Source organism: Allobosea sp. OK403 (genome assembly GCF_900113835.1).
In the GTDB taxonomy this organism is placed as follows: domain Bacteria; phylum Pseudomonadota; class Alphaproteobacteria; order Rhizobiales; family Beijerinckiaceae; genus Allobosea.
This window is the reverse complement of sequence record NZ_FOQV01000002.1, coordinates 463355-480058: the sequence shown is the minus strand read 5'-3', so window position 1 is coordinate 480058 and position 16704 is coordinate 463355. Positions and strand designations below refer to the sequence as shown.

General features: G+C 64.6%; 16 protein-coding genes. 5 read left to right on the top strand and 11 right to left on the bottom strand.

The genetic code is table 11. From position 1 onward, the window contains the following. Positions 1 to 53: 53 nt before the first annotated feature. Positions 54 to 1133 carry a lysylphosphatidylglycerol synthase transmembrane domain-containing protein gene (locus BMZ97_RS08195; RefSeq protein WP_175525477.1) on the bottom strand — a complete coding sequence of 360 codons (1080 nt, stop codon included), beginning with the start codon at positions 1131 to 1133 and terminating at the stop codon, positions 54 to 56. A gap of 413 nt (positions 1134 to 1546) precedes the next feature. Here BMZ97_RS08195 and BMZ97_RS08190 point away from each other — a divergent pair, with 413 nt between their 5' ends. Next, on the top strand, positions 1547 to 2161 hold the full coding sequence (locus BMZ97_RS08190) for a GNAT family N-acetyltransferase (RefSeq protein WP_092167383.1): 615 nt from the start codon (positions 1547 to 1549) through the stop codon (positions 2159 to 2161). Between the two features lie 183 nt (positions 2162 to 2344). Here BMZ97_RS08190 and fliJ read toward each other — a convergent pair whose 3' ends face one another. Beyond that, positions 2345 to 2755, bottom strand: a complete 411-nt coding sequence (gene fliJ, locus BMZ97_RS08185) for a flagellar export protein FliJ (RefSeq protein ID WP_092167381.1) — start codon at positions 2753 to 2755, stop codon at positions 2345 to 2347. A 363-nt stretch (positions 2756 to 3118) separates the two neighbouring features. Here fliJ and BMZ97_RS08180 point away from each other — a divergent pair, with 363 nt between their 5' ends. Further along, a complete protein-coding gene (locus BMZ97_RS08180) occupies positions 3119 to 4339 on the top strand; it encodes an MFS transporter (protein ID WP_175525476.1) in 1221 nt (406 codons plus the stop codon). Positions 4340 to 4447: 108 nt separating this feature from the next. Here BMZ97_RS08180 and BMZ97_RS08175 read toward each other — a convergent pair whose 3' ends face one another. Next, a complete protein-coding gene (locus BMZ97_RS08175) occupies positions 4448 to 4801 on the bottom strand; it encodes a DUF1304 domain-containing protein (RefSeq protein ID WP_092167377.1) in 354 nt (117 codons plus the stop codon). 143 nt (positions 4802 to 4944) lie between these two features. After that, positions 4945 to 6285, bottom strand: coding sequence for a flagellar protein export ATPase FliI (gene fliI, locus BMZ97_RS08170; RefSeq protein WP_092167375.1), 1341 nt, complete (start codon positions 6283 to 6285; stop codon positions 4945 to 4947). A 342-nt stretch (positions 6286 to 6627) separates the two neighbouring features. On the opposite strand from fliI, the gene BMZ97_RS08165 reads away from it, so the two are divergent. Continuing rightward, a complete protein-coding gene (locus tag BMZ97_RS08165; protein ID WP_069692841.1) occupies positions 6628 to 7329 on the top strand; it encodes a response regulator transcription factor CtrA in 702 nt (233 codons plus the stop codon). Between the two features lie 494 nt (positions 7330 to 7823). On the opposite strand, the gene BMZ97_RS08160 is transcribed toward BMZ97_RS08165, so the two are convergent. From BMZ97_RS08160 to BMZ97_RS08135, 6 genes are all read right to left on the bottom strand, one after another. Further along, a complete protein-coding gene (locus tag BMZ97_RS08160; protein ID WP_092167373.1) occupies positions 7824 to 8714 on the bottom strand; it encodes a CheR family methyltransferase in 891 nt (296 codons plus the stop codon). Continuing rightward, positions 8711 to 9823 carry a chemotaxis-specific protein-glutamate methyltransferase CheB gene (cheB, locus tag BMZ97_RS08155; RefSeq protein WP_092167372.1) on the bottom strand — a complete coding sequence of 371 codons (1113 nt, stop codon included), beginning with the start codon at positions 9821 to 9823 and terminating at the stop codon, positions 8711 to 8713. Before cheB ends, BMZ97_RS08160 begins: the two co-directional genes overlap by 4 nt. A 76-nt stretch (positions 9824 to 9899) precedes the next feature. After that, positions 9900 to 10265, bottom strand: a complete 366-nt coding sequence (locus BMZ97_RS08150; RefSeq protein WP_043237911.1) for a response regulator — start codon at positions 10263 to 10265, stop codon at positions 9900 to 9902. 31 nt (positions 10266 to 10296) lie between these two features. Further along, positions 10297 to 10806 carry a chemotaxis protein CheW gene (locus tag BMZ97_RS08145; RefSeq protein WP_092167370.1) on the bottom strand — a complete coding sequence of 170 codons (510 nt, stop codon included), beginning with the start codon at positions 10804 to 10806 and terminating at the stop codon, positions 10297 to 10299. Next, entirely contained in the window at positions 10803 to 13424 is a 2622-nt protein-coding gene (locus BMZ97_RS08140) for a hybrid sensor histidine kinase/response regulator (RefSeq protein ID WP_092168777.1), read from the bottom strand. Before BMZ97_RS08140 ends, BMZ97_RS08145 begins: the two co-directional genes overlap by 4 nt. 98 nt (positions 13425 to 13522) lie before the next feature. Then, positions 13523 to 14164 carry a histidine phosphotransferase ChpT gene (locus BMZ97_RS08135; RefSeq protein WP_092167368.1) on the bottom strand — a complete coding sequence of 214 codons (642 nt, stop codon included), beginning with the start codon at positions 14162 to 14164 and terminating at the stop codon, positions 13523 to 13525. A gap of 130 nt (positions 14165 to 14294) precedes the next feature. Here BMZ97_RS08135 and BMZ97_RS08130 point away from each other — a divergent pair, with 130 nt between their 5' ends. Continuing rightward, positions 14295 to 15134, top strand: a complete 840-nt coding sequence (locus BMZ97_RS08130; protein WP_092167367.1) for a 3'(2'),5'-bisphosphate nucleotidase CysQ family protein — start codon at positions 14295 to 14297, stop codon at positions 15132 to 15134. A gap of 19 nt (positions 15135 to 15153) precedes the next feature. Here BMZ97_RS08130 and BMZ97_RS08125 read toward each other — a convergent pair whose 3' ends face one another. Beyond that, positions 15154 to 15735: a YHS domain-containing (seleno)protein gene (locus tag BMZ97_RS08125; RefSeq protein WP_092167365.1), complete on the bottom strand. Its 582-nt coding sequence runs from the start codon at positions 15733 to 15735 to the stop codon at positions 15154 to 15156. A gap of 341 nt (positions 15736 to 16076) precedes the next feature. Here BMZ97_RS08125 and BMZ97_RS08120 point away from each other — a divergent pair, with 341 nt between their 5' ends. Beyond that, entirely contained in the window at positions 16077 to 16604 is a 528-nt protein-coding gene (locus tag BMZ97_RS08120; protein ID WP_244546352.1) for a DUF1134 domain-containing protein, read from the top strand. Positions 16605 to 16704: the final 100 nt, after the last annotated feature.

The window sequence follows — 16704 nt, the reverse complement described above, 5'->3', positions numbered from 1 at the left end:
AAAGAGCCAGAGCAGTTGAACGATCCCATTGAATCGGAAATTGCTCTGGAGCCTCAAACGATCGGCGGGTCGGCGCTTCGGGCCTTGGCGTCGGCCTGCGCGACTGCGACCGCTAGCTTGTGTTTCTTGAGCTGGGAGCGCTCGAAGGCGAGCACCACCGGCAGCGACACCACCAGCGGGAGAATGAGATAGAACAGCCGCCAGATCAAAAGCGCGGCGAAGACGGCCGGAGCCGGCACGCCGGGCATCACAGCGAGGAAGACCGCTTCCATCACGCCGACGCCGCCCGGCACTTGGCTCAGCAGCCCAGCCGAGAAGGACAGCAGGAAGGCGCCCAGCACGATCATGAAACCCGGATTGCCCTGGTCGGGCAAGGCGAAATAGATGATGCCGGCCGCGCCGGCGAGCTCCAGCGGCGCCGCCAGATACTGGCGCGCGACGATCGGCAGGCGCGGATAGATCAATTCGAACTTGCCGATCTTGAACGGCTTGAACTTCAGCCAGGAGCCGATCGTGTAGAGCACGACGAAGCCGAGCATGCCGAAGCCGATCAATCGTGCCGTCTGGTCACCGATCGCGAAGCGCGTCGAGAGCCGTGTCAGGGGACGCAGGATTTCCGGCTCGATCACCAGGACGAGCCCGAGCAGCAGGATCGTGCCGAACGCGAAGGTGAAAGAGCACAGCGCCACCAGTACCGCGACGTCGGCAGCCGTCAGCCCCTTGGCCGTATAGGCGCGGAACCGCACCATGCCGCCGGAGAAAACCGACGCGCCGATATTGTGGGACAGCGCATAGGTGACGAAGGAGCACAGCGAGATATAGGGCCAGGAGATGCCCTTCTCCTTGCCGATATGGATGAGCGCGATGCGATCATACCAGGCAAGCGCGGCATAGGCGACGAGGGTAGCGAGCGCGGCATGCAGGAAGGCGTCGGGCGAGATCAGGCCGATCTTCTGACCGATGCGGATCGCGACGATCTTGATGTTGTCCCAGAGGTTGCCCTGCTCCAGCAGGGCCTGGATCGCGGCGTCCGTGCCGGCCTCGGTCTTGAGCTTCTCCCAGAGCAGGTCGACGGACCAGACGACCGCGACAAGCCCGATGATCGGCCAGAGATAGTCGAGATATTTTTTCATTGGACCCGCGGCTGCGAGGAGACGAAAAGCCATAGATACGCCATTGCTCGCACATGCGGGGAACACGCGAGCCGGAGGCTTGCGTCTTCTCTGCCAGCCGTCGCGCACGAGGGCAAGCGGCGCATGGCTGGATGCCCCTTTGGGAGCGGGCTGGGCGCTAGAGCCGGATGATTTCAGATGGAATCACGAAGTGATCCCATCTGAAATCTGAATCCGTCTCTCATCAAGGAGTTAGAGCAGGATCAATGCGAAAAACCGGTTCCCGCTTTTTCGCATCCTGCTCTTGCGGCCGGCTCATATGCTGATCACGGGGATGGCTCTTGTGTCGCGGGCGAAATCCCCCGACCCTGCCGCCGCGATCATGTCATGATCGCGGCATTGCCCATCCCACCTCGTCGCATCAAGAAGCCAGCATGTCCGAAAGCCTTTCCATCAGCCTGACTGGCATCACCGACCTGCCGCCGGGCAAGATCGCCGCCATCGTCACCTCGCTCGAAATGTTCGCGGCCCCGCCGCCACGCTCCGACCCGCCTGGCATGGAGGGGTTCGCACTCGATTCGATCGGGCGCGAGGATGTCGCCCGCTATCTCGCGATCTACCGCGTGCTGGGCGAGCGCTGGATGTGGTTCAGCCGGCTGGTCAAGCCGGTAGCGGAGCTCCAGGCAATCCTGGCCGATCCGGCCGTGGAGTTTTTCGCCGTCCGGCATGATGGCCGCGATGTCGGCTTGCTCGAACTGGATTTCCGCGTGCCAGGCGAAGGTGAACTGGCTTTCTTTGGCCTCGACGAGAGCGTGATCGGGCGCGGCGCGGGGCGCTGGCTGATGAACCGGGCCCTCGCCAAGGCCTGGGCGAAGCCGATCGGCCGTTTCTGGGTGCACACCTGCACGCTGGACCACCAGGGAGCGCCGGAGTTCTACCAGCGCTCCGGCTTCACCGTGTTCAAGCGCAGCGTCGAAGTCGATGACGATCCACGGCTGCGCGGCCATATGCGGCGCGATAGCGTGCCGCATCATCCGGTCATCGCCTGAAACGAACGAAGCCCTCATTCCGGCGAGAGCGAGCCATGCTCACCTCTCGCCGGAATGAGGGCTGATCGTTGCGGGCTTCGCTTAGAGCGTTTTCGAGCGAAGTGGCTACCGGTTCGTGTGAAGAAAACGCGTTAAAACAAGGATCGAGAGCAATTGAACGATCCAATCGGATCGGAAATTGCTCTAGGCGCCGGCGCGGGCGCGCAGTCCAATCGAGTCCATCATCGCCTGGTCGCGGGCGGCCTCGGCGGCGCGCTCGGTGGCGCGTTCGCGGTCATCGAGGATCTCGACCTTCTTCATGTCCTCGAAGGCTTCCTGCAATTCGGCCTTGGCCTCGTCGAGCTGACCCTTCAGATTGTCGGCTGATTGACGCAGGTTGTCGCGACGGCCGAGAGCCGCTTTGGCATAGGTCGGGTAGGCGAAATGCGCCGGATCGGAAATTCCGGCCCGGGTTTCTTCGCTCTGGATCTCGCGATCCAGATCGGTCGCCATCCGATGAAACTCGGCGATCATCATCTCAATCTGGCTAACCCGGCGACGCTTTTCGTCCACCTGGAAGCGTTTGAGACGCAAAAGGGTCTCTCGCGACTTCATGTTGTGTCCAACTCCTGATTACACTTGGTCGCGCGCCGACCCCTCGACACGCAACCGGAACTCCATCCGCGAGACAAAAAGCACAATGGGGCAAGGAGGTTGACCGTTCCTTACCGAAATCGGTTGCTTTGCGTGCATGTTGAGACCGCGTCGCGGCCTCTGCCGCTCCTGACACGCTTCGTCAGAGCCGGATGATTTCAGATGGAATCACGAAGTGATCCCATCTGAAATCTGAATCCGTCTCTCATCCAAGAGTGAGAGCAGGATCTAATGCGAAAAACCGGTTCCCACTTTTTCGCATCCTGCTCTATGGCTTCCGCAACAGAGTGGGGCGCTGCTCCCGCCATCGACGGAAACGCCTTCTTGCCCGCCCCTTTCCTGCCTGCCCCCTCGCGCCTGTCCGGGCATGGACCGCTGCTCTGCGGCCTGGCGCTGACCCGCATCATCGGCTGGGGCTCGACCTATTACGCGCCGTCCGTGCTGGCGGGCTATCTCGATCGCGAAATGGGGCTCGGGCCCGAGCTCGTCTTCAGTGGCATCACCATCCTGCTGCTCACCGGGGCGTTCGCGGCACCGGCCTTGGGCAAGCATCTCGATGTGCATGGCACGCGCCGCTCGATGTGCGTCGGCGCGGTGATCTGCGGGCTCGGCCTGGCGACGCTCGCCCTGGCGCAGGGGCCGGTCAGCTATCTCGCAAGCTGGTTCGTCATCGGCATCGGCCATGCGATGACGCTGGCCAATACCGGCAACGTCACCGTGGCCCAGGTCATGGGTGAGCGCACGCGTCGGGCGCTCGGCCTGATGATGCTGGTGACCGGGTTCTCCTCGAGCGTGTTCTGGCCGCTCGCCGCCTTCCTGTCGCAAGCCTATGGCTGGCGCGTCGCCTGGCTGATCTTCGCGGCGATGCAGATCGTCATCGTACTGCCGATCCACCTCGCCATCCCGGCCTATCATCGCTCGCCGGCCGCGGAGGCGGTGGCTGAACCGGCGAAGACAGCCGATGAGGGGAGCGCTCCCCATGGCCAGCGCCGGGGCATCTTCTGGCTGCTCGCCTTGATCTTTTCCGCCAGCGGGCTCGTCTCCTGGGGCTTGCCCCTGAACCTCATCGCCCTGTTGCAAAGCTCGGGGCTGAGTCAGGCGAGCGCGGTCGGCATCGCCTCTTTGGGCGGCCCGGCGACGCTTTTGGCGCGCCTGGTCGATGCGGTCGCGGGCGAGCGTTTCCCGGTCGAGCGCGTGGCGTTGGGCGGGCTTGTGCTGGGGCCGCTCGCCTGCCTGATCATGGTGTTCGCGCCGGGCTCAGTGATGACCGCCGTAACCTTTGTCGTCTGCTTCAGCGCGGCGATGGGAGTGATCTCCGTCGCACGTGCCACGCTGCCGCTGGCGCTCTTCGGTCGCCAGGGATTCGGCGCGATGCTGGGCAAGCTCGCTGTGCCGCAGAACATCGCCTTCGCCGTGGCGCCCCTGTTGTTTGCGGTGATGATCGAGAGCATGGGAAACCGCGCCACGCTGGTCGCCTCGGCGGCGATCCAGCTCGTCGGCTTCCTGGCGATGCTGTGGCTGGTGCGCCTGCTGAGAGGCGCCTAGAGCATTTTCCGATCTCATTGGATCGTTCGACAGGTCCCGCTCTTTGTTTTAACGCGTTTTCTTCACGCGAACCGGTCTCCACTTCGCTCGAAAACGCTCGAGACGGATTCAGATCCTGATCAGCAGCGCCATCAGAGCCAGGGCGGCGGGAGCGGCCTGGATGTAGAGAATCTTGCGGCTGGCCGTCGCTGCGCCATAGAGACCCGCGACGACCACACAGGCGAGGAAGAAGGTTTTGATCGCGAAACCAGCCTCGCCGAGCCACAGGCCCCAGACCAGCCCTGCGACCAGGAAACCGTTATAGAGGCCCTGATTGGCGGCGAGCGTCTTGCTCTGGGCCGAGAACTCCGCCGTGGTGCCGAACGCCTTGCGGCCGCGCGGGGTGTCCCACCACACCATTTCGAGCATGACGATATAGGCATGGATCAGCGCGACGAGGCCGATCAGAATGGTCGCTGTCATCGGGCTGGCTCCAGTCATGGCAGATAGGCGGCAGTGAACCTCCATTTGCGCTGATTCAGCAAGCGGCCGGCCGGTTCCCTCCCCGGAAGCTGCTGTTCCGAAAGCCGCCTGCGCTCGTCGCAGGCACGGCCGTCGCCCGCGCCTTAACCGTTCATGATCGCTGACAGCATGGCGTAGCATTCGGGCAGGGAGGTCGCTTCGTCCTTGGCCTGCTTGAGGAAGCCTTCCAGCGCCGGGTTGAGGCGGATCGCCTCGTCGACCTCCGCCGAGGCGCCCTGGCGATAGGCGCCGAGCCGAATCAGCTCTTCCATGTCGGCATAGGTCGCGAGCGTCGCGCGCGCTTTCTGAACCACCGGATAGAATGCCGGGTCGCAGGAGCGCGGCATAGTGCGCGAGACCGATTTCAGGATGTTGATCGCCGGATAGCGCCCGCGCTCGGCGATCGAGCGCTCCATCACGATATGGCCGTCGAGGATGCCGCGCACCGCGTCCGCCACCGGCTCGTCATGGTCGCCGCCATCGACGAGCACGGTGAACAGGCCGGTGATGGCGCCGTCCCCGATGCCCGGCCCGGCACGCTCGAGCAGGCGCGGCAGTTCGGCGAAGACGGTGGGCGTATAGCCCTTGGTCGTGGGCGGTTCGCCGGCGGCGAGGCCGATCTCGCGCATCGCCATGGCGAAGCGCGTGACCGAATCCATCAGGCACATCACCTGCTTGCCCTGGTCACGGAAATATTCGGCGAGCGTCAGCGTGGTCATGGCTGCCTGCTTGCGCATCAAGGCGGGCTCGTCCGAGGTCGCGACGACCACGACCGAGCGCGCGAGACCGGCGGGGCCGAGATCGTCCTGCAGGAATTCCTGCACTTCGCGGCCGCGTTCGCCGACGAGGCCGATGATGTTGACGTCGGCCTTGGCGTAGCGCGCCAGCATAGAGAGCAGCACCGACTTGCCGACGCCCGAGCCGGCGAAGATGCCCATGCGCTGGCCGAGGCAGCAGGTCAGGAAGGCGTTGAGCGCGCGCACGCCGAGATCGAGCGGCTTGCCGACGCGGCGCCTGGAATGAGCGGGCGGTGGATCGTTGCGGAAGGTGCAGAGCTTTTCGCCCTCGGGCAAAGGCGGGCCACCATCGACGGGGCGGCCGAGTGCATCGACGACGCGACCGAGCCAGGCGGAGGTTGGTCTGATGCCGGGCTGCGCCTTGTCGACATAGGCGGGGCAGCCGCGGCGCACGCCGTCGAGCCCGCCATAGGGCATCACCAGCGCCTTCTCCCCGGAGAAGCCGATGACCTCGCAGGGCACGCGGATGCCCGGCGCGATCTCGATCTGGACGCGGCCGCCCAGGCTCATCGCGCCGATCGGCCCTGAAATTTCGACGAGCAGTCCCCGGACCGCTGTCACACGGCCGTAAACCGTGACGCTGTCGAGGCCGCCGATGATGGCGGCGAGGTTGGAAAGCCGGTCTGGGCCGCGCGAGGCGCTGTTCATAACTGCTTCCGTCAACCTTTCATTTACCTGTGTGATTAACACTGTGTTTCGAGGCTGCGGCGCTTCGCAGGGCCTTTCTGCCCTGTTCTGCGACGCTGGTCTCCGCGAAAGGCGATTTCGCGGGTGAAGGCTCTACGATCCGTGTCAAATTCGACTCACCTCGACAAGGATCGTTCACTTTCTCCCAAGAAGCGCTTGCGCTCGGGAATCACGGTTTGTTAACCATTTCTCCGTAGCGTGTCGCGTGGCGTTTCATCGGGCAAGCACGTCATCGTCCTGGGCCGCGGGGGCCCGGATGAGAAGAACGATCAGCTTGCCTGCGGGCGGAATTGGGGACGTGACATGCGGGTTCTGCTGATCGAGGACGATAGCGCGACCGCTCAAAGCATCGAGCTGATGCTCAAATCGGAGAGCTTCAACGTCTACACCACCGATCTCGGTGAGGAGGGCGTCGATCTCGGCAAGCTCTACGACTACGACATCATCCTGCTCGACCTGAACCTGCCCGACATGTCGGGTTACGAGGTTCTGCGTTCGCTCCGCGTCGCCAAGGTCAAGACGCCCATCCTGATTCTGTCCGGCCTTGCCGGCATTGAGGATAAGGTGAAGGGGCTCGGCTTCGGCGCCGACGACTATCTGACCAAGCCCTTCCACAAGGACGAGCTCGTCGCCCGGATCCACGCTATCGTGCGCCGCTCGAAGGGCCATGCCCAGTCGGTCATCACGACCGGCGACCTCGTGGTCAATCTCGACACCAAGACCGTGGAAGTCGACGCCGCGCGCGTCCACCTCACCGGCAAGGAATACCAGATGCTGGAGCTGCTTTCGCTCCGCAAGGGCACGACGCTGACCAAAGAGATGTTCCTGAACCATCTCTATGGCGGTATGGACGAGCCCGAACTCAAGATCATCGACGTGTTTATCTGCAAGCTGCGCAAGAAGCTCGCCAATGCGTCGGACGGCAAGAACTACATCGAGACCGTCTGGGGCCGCGGCTATGTGCTGCGCGAGCCGATGGACGTCGAGGAACGCATCCCGGCCTGAGATGCGATGGCCCGTTTCGCTCGTCATCGGGCGGTCATGAACGGATGCCAAAACGCCCTTGGCCTGATCGTCGGATGTACACGACAGGTCGACGGGGACCCCGCCGAGAGGCGGGGTTTTTGTTTGGGCGAACCCTGGTTTTAGTCAGGAACTGCGCGGCGAATCTAAAAGCTTAGAGCATTGCTCACGCGAAAAACCGGTTCCCACTTTTTCGCATCCTGCGAGAGCCGGATGATTTCATCCGGGATCACCAGGTGATCCCAGATGAAATCTGAATCCGTCTCTCATCTAAGAGTGAGAGCAGGATCAATGCGAAAAACCGGTTCCCACTTTTTCGCATCCTGCTAGAGCCGGATGATTTCAGATGGGATCACCAAGTGATCCCATCTGAAATCTGAATCCGTCTCTCATCTAAAAGTGAGAGCAGGATCAATGCGAAAAACCGGTTCCCACTTTTTCGCATCCTGCTCTGGCGCACCGGCGAGAGAGAAGCCTCAACCGCGGATGCTGCTCAGCGTTGGCGTCCTCGTGCGGTCGAAGGGCAGGCCGAGGCCGGCGCTTTGCGCATTGCTCGAGCGGCTTTCGCGATAAAGACCGCGGTGGCTCTTATCAGGCACGATGGTCGTGGTGATGCCGATGACGGTTTCGGCGGCGCCAAGTACGAAGACGCCGTCCGCCGTCAGGCGCTGGGCAAGCGCCGCCATCACCTTGGCCTTGGTCGGTACGTCGAAATAGATCAGCACGTTGCGGCAGAAGATGATGTCGAACTGCCCGAAATGGCTGTTCGGTAGCAGCAGATTATGGGGTTTCAACTCGACCATGGCGCGGATGCGCTCGGACACCTGCCATTTGTCGCCATCCTGCCGGAAATGCCGCAGCAGCATCTGGATCGGCAGGCCGCGTTGCACTTCGAACTGGCTATAGATGCCGGCCCGCGCCTTCTCCAGCACCTCCGAGGAGATGTCGGTGCCGAGAATCTCGACCTTCCAGCCAACGAGCCGTGCGGCCATCTCATCGAGGATCATGGCGAGCGAATAGGCTTCCTGGCCGGTCGAGACCGCCGCGCACCAGATGCGCAACGTCCGGCTGGCCGCGTTGGCGGTGAGCTTTTCCGGCAGGATCACGTCACGGAACAGGTCGAATGGCGTCCGGTCTCGAAAGAATAGTGTCTCGTTGGTCGTCATCGCCTCGATGACGGCGTTCTCGAGCAAGAGATCGGTGCCCGGGCGCAGCGCCTGCACGAGCGTGCTCAAACCGTCGATGCCGCGGCGGCGGCAGAGCATGCCGAGGCGGCTTTCGGCGAGATAGCGCTTGTCCTGACCCAATGAGAGGCCGGAGCGCACATGCAGCAGGGCGCGCAGGAAGTCGAAATCTGCCTCGGTCATGAGGGTTTGCCCCCACGCAGCAGGTCGCGGATCGCGCTGCCGATACCGTCGAGCGGGATCACGGCGCTGGCATGCCGCGCCCGCACTACGGAGCCCGGCATGCCCCAGATCGTGCTCGACAATTCATCCTGGGCGATGACTGCCGCGCCGGCCCGTCGCAATGCGCCGGCGCCCTCCGTTCCGTCACTGCCCATGCCGGTGAGGACGAGGCCGAGCGCCGCGGAACCGAGATGGCGGGCGCCTTCTGTGAAGAGAACGTCCACGGCGGGCCGGCAGAAGCGCACCGGCGGCGCGTCGCTGATACTGGCGACGAGATGGCCGAGCTTGCGGTCGATGCCGAGATGCCGGCCTCCGGGCGCGACATAGATCGTGCCGCGCGAGAGGCGCTCGCCGTCATAGGGTTCGCGCGCCGGCATGCCGATCTGCGCGCTGACCTGCTCGGCGAAGGAGGCGGTGAAGAGCGGCGGCATATGCTGGACGACCAGGGTCGTCAGGTCATTCAACGCATCGCCGATATCGGAGAGCACCTTGGCGACGGCGCGGGGACCTCCGGTGGAGGCGCCGATCATCAGATAGCGCGGCATCACCGAGACGAGATTGCGCAGGTTCACCGGTCCGGCCGGAGCGAAATCGAGGTCGATCTCGGGCGGCAGCGCTCCCGCGCGGGCCGAGGACTGCGCGATGTTGCTGAGCTTGAGCAGGAATTCGCTGCGGAAATCGAGCGACAGCGTCATGCCGCCACGGCTGTCCGGCTTGGAGAGCACATCCATCGCGCCTTTGGTCATGCATTCCAGCGCGATGCGGGCGTTGCGCTCGGTCAGCGTGGTGGCAAGCAATACGCCGGTATGGGGGCTTTCCCTGAGGATCTGGGGCAGGGCTTCGGCTCCGCCGAGGCCGGGCATGTCGAGGTCGAGCACCATCACGTCCGGGTGGAAGCGCCCGGCATGGGCCACCGCCGTTTCGCCGTCGCCAGCGACGGCGACGACATGGAATTGTCCGCTCTCGCCGAGCCAGCGCGCGAAGAGACCGCGCACGACGACGGAATCATCGGCGATCACGACCGTCTTGGGTCGCTGCGCCGCTGCGCTCGCTGGTGAGAGGCTCGTCATGTGTCCCGCCTCCGGCGGACTTGTCACAGGTCGTAGAGGCACCGCGCAGCGGCGAGGGAACTCGCCGCGCTAGGACTCACAGCAGGCCCACTTGATGGAACTTCGACGCGACGATTTCCTTGTCGAAAGGCTTCATGATGTATTCGTCGGCGCCGGCATGCATGGCCCGCGCAATATGGGCGATGTCGTTCTCGGTGGTGCAGAACACGACCTTGGGCCGCTTGCCACCCGGCATTTGCCGCAATGTGCGCAGAAAATCATAGCCGTCCATGATCGGCATGTTCCAGTCGAGCAGGACGGCGTCGGGCATCTCGCCCTTGCAGGCGTCGATGGCGCGCGCGCCATCCTCGGCCTCGGCGATGCGGAACTGCAGCCCTTCCAGAATACGGCGAGCGACTTTGCGGATCACGGCGGAGTCATCGACGACAAGACAATATTTCATGGTCATTCTCCAAAAATCGTAGGGCGACGCCTCAGGCGGCCACCGGCAAATCAAGCTTCAGGACGGCATCAACATCGAGGACGACGAGAAGACGCTCGTCGAGACGATGCACGCCGGCCGCAAGCGCGGCCCAACTGGCATCGAGATGCACGGGAACGGGTTCGAAGGTCGACTGGTCGAGGCGCATCACCTCTCCGACCGCGTCGACGATGAGCGCATAGGCCTCGCCGCCGAGGTCGATGCCGACCGCGACGAGTTCGCAGGCTTCGTCATAGCGTGTGGTGGCCGCGACTGGATGGCCGAGACGCCGGCGCAGGCAAATGGCGGTGACGACACGCCCGCGTAGGTTCAGCAGGCCGACGATCTCGGAGGGAGCGCGCGGGACGGTCGTGACGTGGTTGGCGATGAAGACGTCGTGGACGCGTCCGATCGGCAGCCCAAGCAGCTGCTCCCCGACGGTAACGGTGACATAGTCGAGCGATTCGCCGAAAGCTGCAGCCGCCGAGGTGGCTGCGGGCGCATTGGCTTCGTGCTTGCTCATGCGGCCTGCCTCATGCCGGATTTGCGTTCCGCCAGCTCGCTTAGCAAGGCGCGGCGATCGAATTTGGCGATGATCTCGTCGAGCCGCACTTGCGCCGCGCGCATATGCAATTCCGGGGTGGCAAGCGAGGTCAGGCCGAGGATCCGGAGGCTATCGCCGCTTTCGGAGGCGCGCAGCGCCGCGGCGAAGGTGAAGGCGGCGTCTGGGGTGCGGTCGAGGTCGATCAGCACGCAGGTCATCGCCTCATGCGCGGCCAGCCGCGTAGCGGTCTCGAAATCGGAGGCGAAGGCGATCTGCCGCCCCGAGGCTTTCAACACGGGGCTCAGCATCTCGCGCAGGAAGTCGGAGGGCTCGACCAGCAGGATCTGCGCGGCATCGATCGGCTGCGCTTCGGAGCGTCGGCCGCTCAGCCAGCCCGGGTCGTCCTTCGGCAGGTAGTGGGCGAGGTCGAGGATGTCGGTGGCGCGGCCGCGAATGATGGCCGAGCCGATCACGCCGCGGTCGATCATCGAAGCGATCTCGACATCGAGCACCTCATCGACGATGTCGACGATGGCATCGACCGCGAGCCCGAGGATCAGTTCTCCGTCGGAGATGATGACGAGCGGCTGCAGTCCCTCTGCGCGGATCGCGGCCTCGCCGACCGGAATGATCGGCATCAGCCGATTGCGATAATGCAGGAGGACGCGGCCGCCGCTATGCTGGAATTCGCTGGCGTCGACCTCCTCGAGCCGGGTCACCAGCGAGAGCGGCACCGCCTTGACGCCTTCGAGCCCGGCGCGGAACACCAGCATCGTCGTCTTCTCGGCGGCGGGCGACTGGGCTTGCGCCGGCGTCTCGACACGCAGTGCATCGACGGACGCGGCCGCGCCGACGAGCCGGGCGATGCCGTTGGGATCGACGATCAGCACCACGGCGCCATCGCCGAGGATGGTGTTTCCGGAGAACAGCGGAATATGCCGCAGTTTCGTCGACATCGGTTTGACGACGATTTCCTCGGTGTGGAAAACGCCGTCGACCAGGATTCCGAACTGGCGCTCGCCGATCTGCGTCACCACGATGAAGCCGTCATCGGTCGGCGCGCCGGCTGCCCCCATCAAAGCGGACAGGGCGATGATCGGCAGCAGGCGGTCGCGCAGGCGCAGCACCGGTGCGCCGTTGATCTGCTCGACGCGATGGTCCGCGCCCGCCTTCACCCGGACGAGCTCGCGCACCACGATCTGCGGAATGGCGAAGCGCTGCTTGCCGGCCACGACGATGAGGGCGGAGACGATCGCCAGCGTCAGCGGGATCTTGATGGTGATGGTGGTGCCGACGCCGGCCGTGCTGGCGACGTCGATGATGCCGCCGATGGCATCGACATTGACCTTGACGACGTCCATGCCGACGCCGCGGCCCGAGACCGCGGTCACGCTTTCCGCCGTCGAGAAGCCGGGGTGGAAGATGAAGCGGCTGATCTGCGCATCGCTCATGCGCTCGAGCTCGGCCTCCTGAGCGAGGCCCTGCTGCAGGGCCTTGCGCCGGATGCGCGCGATGTCGAGGCCGCGCCCGTCATCGGAGATCGCGATCGTCACCGAGCCGCCCTCGTGATAGGCGGCAAGACGGATGGTGCCGTGTTCGGGCTTGCCCGCCGCCAGCCGCTCTTCCCGCGATTCGATGGCATGGTCGGCGCAGTTGCGGACCATATGGGTGAGCGGATCCTTGATCAGGTCGAGGATCTGGCGGTCGAGCTCGGTGTCGGTGCCCTCCATCACCAGTTCGATACGCTTGCCAAGTTCAGCGCCGAGATCGCGTACGATGCGCGGCAGCTTCGACCAGGCGTTGCCGATCGGCTGCATGCGCGTCTTCATGACGCCGTCCTGCAGCTCCGCCGTGATCAGTGAGAGCCGCTGCAGCGGCGCCTTGAGGCCGACATCCTCCTGCTTGCGGGATATCTCCAGAAGCTGGTTGCGGGTCAAAACGAGCTCCGACACCATCGTCATCAGATGCTCGATGGTGTCGACACTGACGCGCAGCGTCGCGGAGCCGCCGGGCCGGATCTCGCGCGGCGCTGCCTCGTCCGCCGCCTTCGCCGTGGCCGGCATTTCGATGCGTCCGTTCGGGCCGCGCTCCGGCCCTGGCGCGCTGCGGAAGACGAGATCGAGCTCGTCCTCGCTCAGATGCGAGCCATGGCGGGTGAGATAAGCGGCGACCGGGTCACTCGGCTCGCCGTTCTCCGGCGGCAGGTGCTGCAATTCGGCTTTCGCCTGGTCGGCCAGAGCCAAGAGTTCCGTGATCAGCACCTCGTCATTGCCGACGGGCTCTTGGCCCTTCTCGGCGAGCTCGGCGAGAATCTCCTTGATGCAGTCGATGGTTTCGAGAATGGCGGTGACGGCGATCGCGCTGACGGTGGCCCCATCCCGGAACTGGCCGATCACCGACTCGGCCGCATGAGTCAGCGCTTCCAGCCGGGGCAGGCCGATGAAGCCGCAAGTGCCTTTCACCGTATGCACCAGGCGGAAGATATTGCGCAGGATCTCGCGGTTGTTCGGCTCCTGCTCGAAGCGTACGAGTTCCCGATCGACCGTGTCGATGTTCTCGCCGGTCTCGCTCAGGAACTCTTGCAGCAGATCATCCATGCCGAAGACCATCACCCACGCAATATTACCGGGCGATCTAAGCAGGAGAAGGGTTTATGATCTGTTTCGATCGAACCCGCAGCGCAATGATTCGGCGCTCAATCAGCCTTCTGCGCAGTGATGCTCACCGTGTCGGCCTCGATGGTGAAGCTGATCGTCATACCCGCCGCACGGGCGACCATGCCGGTATAGAGCGGCTGGACGGCATGGGCGTCGATCGTGCCGGTCTCGGAATGGCCCGCGATCAGATCCTCGACATGGTTGGGAATGCGCGCATGCGAGCCCGTGGCGGTAATGACGAAGCGGCCCTGCTCGCCGTCGATCGTGGCGCGGGAGACCAGTTTGCCGCCGCGCGGCACTGCATGGGTCGCCAGAATGAGCAGGTTGAGGAGCAGCTTGACCTGGTTCTTCGGCAGCAAGGCGCGCGGCGCCTCCCAGTCGAGCGAGAGCTTGTCATCGTTGAGGAAGCCGTTGGCGACATTGCCGGCGTCGCCGAGGTCGATCATCGCGCCGGCGGAACCCGCCGCTCCGAAGGCGAGGCGGGCGAATTGCAAGCGCGCCGAGGCGCTTCGGGCGCTCTTCTTGATCAGGTCCAGCGCGAAATCACGCATGGAGGGATCGTCTTCCTCCAAGACCTCCAGCGCGTTGACAATGGCGCCGACCGGGCTGATCACGTCATGGCAGACGCGGCTGCAGAGGAGCGCGGCCAGGTCTAGCGGCTCGAGCGAAATGGCGGTCATGGCTTGGTGTCCTGCGATCGACGGTGCGGAGCGCGCGGTGTAAAGCGGCGCCATTCATACAAAGATATGGTGCCATCTTGGTTTGCATGTGGTTAACCCTGATTTTCTTGTCGAAGGGGCGCTCGGGACGATGATCGGCCAGGACGACCCCCGCCTTTGCGACTGCAACGATCTGGCGCGCCGGCTCGCGGAAGCCGCGCGCCTGAGCGCGGCGGTGCTGCTGACGATGCGCATGGCGCGCGACGTCAAGGTCAAAGCCGACGGGTCGCCGGTCTGCTCGGCCGATCTCGCTGCCGACCACACCGCCAAGAGCGCGCTCGCGCGCCTGCTGCCGGGCTTCCCGGTGATCAGCGAGGAAAGCGCCGACGCCGTCGCGCCCGCTCCGGTCTTCATCCTGCTCGATCCGCTGGACGGCACGCGCGAGTTTCTGGCCGATGGCGACAGCTATTGCGTGGCGATCGCGATCATCCGTGATGGACGGCCGGTCGCGGGCGCGATCGCGGCCCCGCAGCTCGGGCGGCTCTGGTTCGCCGGGGAGGGCGCCTTCGCGCAGCGCCTGGCATCGGATGGGGCGGCGCTGGGCGAGCCCGAGCGCATTCATGTCCGGTCGCTTCCGCCCGATGGGCCGGTCACCCTGGTCAGCCGCTTCCATGGCGACGAGCTCAGCGACAGGGTCGCGGTGGCTATGGGATCGCGCATTACGATGCCGATGTCGTCGGCGGTCAAGTTCGGGCTCATTGCCTCGGGCGAGGCCGATCTGCATGTCCGCGCCGGCCAGACGATGGAATGGGACATCGCGGCCGGAGACGCGATCCTGAAGGCCGCGGGAGGCAGCGTGCTGATGCTGAATGGGGACTTGCCGCGCTATGGCGCAAGCGAGCGTCAATTCCGCAATCCGCCCTTCGTTGCGGCCAGCAGCGAAGTGCTCGCACGTCGCGCAATCTCCGCGGCGGACGGCTCCCGCGGCTGATTGGGAGCGGCGGAATTAATTACCGTGCGATGGTCCCGTAGACATCCCTCCACTGCGCTTCGGCGAGCTGGCACAGTGCGGCGTTGTTGAGGAAGCGCCGGCGGTTTTCCCCGGTCCGGAACAGGTAAAGCCGCGAATCGATCACGGCGAACAGGTGCGGATCGCTTTCGACCGCCCTGCCATCGGCGACGCCCGTCGCGTCGAAGCCGGCGAAGGCCGGCTCATAGACGTCGGGCGCGTCGCGGAACGCCTCGCGATTGGCGGCGGAGGCGAAGCGCCAGACCGCGCCGCCATGGACGAGCTCGTAGTCCGGGAGGCCCGGCGTCGCGCGCGCCAGCAGTTGATAGGCGACGGGGTCATAGCCGTGGAGGGCGAAGCCCGAGCGCGTGTCGCGCTGCATCGTCTCGCCCAGGCGCGGCAGCTGCGGCAGGCCCGAGGGCAGGCCGGGCATGACCGAATCCTCGGAGGAAAGGCTTTGCGCGGAGGCAAGGATTGGCGCGGAGGCGAGCGGCTGCGTGGCCAGGACCGGCTGGACCGCAATGGCAAGCACGAGCGCGCCGACCGCAATCGAAATCCAGCGCTGCCATGTTACGGCCTTCATCGCGTCAAATCCTTTGGATGTCAGTTCTTCGGTGAGCCGTAGCGCGCCGGAATCTTCACGGGTTGGATACACTTGCGAGGTATCAAACCCGTTACCGAAATGGTGCGTATTTGCGCGGTGTCATGCTTCGCGTTCGAAAACCGCGCGTTTCTGCGCGGTCCAGAGCTCCCCTCCGACAGGGGGATCGACACGGATCTGCAGTCGACTGCACTGCGAGCTCCACGGTCTTCCGGTCGGTTTGAATTCACGAACTGGCGCCCAGCCCGGAGATTATCTCGATGATAAAGACACGCCGCAGCTTCGTCGCCGGGGGGCTCGCGCTCGCGAGCGCCGGTCTGGCGATGCAGTCCGCTCCCGCCCTCGCTCAGCAGAACTACAGCCAGAGCCGGTCATTCTCGCAAAACGAGCTCGTCACCTCTGGTCATCAATTCTTCGGAAACGTCTCGCGCGGCCTTGCCTTGACGATCGAAGAGGCTGTGCGGCGCTGGGGCGAGCCCAATGGCTATGTGCTGGGCCAGGAGGCCTCGGGCGCCTTCGTCGGCGGGTTGCGCTATGGCGAGGGTACGCTGTTCACCCGCAATGCCGGCGACCGCAAGGTGTTCTGGCAAGGGCCGTCCGTCGGCTTCGATTTTGGCGGCGAGGGCGCCCGCACGATGATGCTGGTCTATAACCTGCCGGCGGTCGAGGCGCTCTACCAGCGTTTCGTCGGCGTCGACGGCTCGGCCTATTTCATCGGCGGCTTCGGCTTCACTGCCATGGCGGCCGAGAACGTGACGCTGGTGCCGATCCGTACGGGCATTGGTTGGCGGCTGGGCGTCAATCTCGGCTACCTGAAGTTCACGCCCCAGGCGACCTGGAACCCTTTCTGAGAAGGTTCTGCTGAGAGGGTTCTGCCGAAGCGCTGGTCATGATGCGGCTGGCGTGGCAGTTTCACGCGTCTGATCATGTCCAGATGCGGAGCGGCAAGCC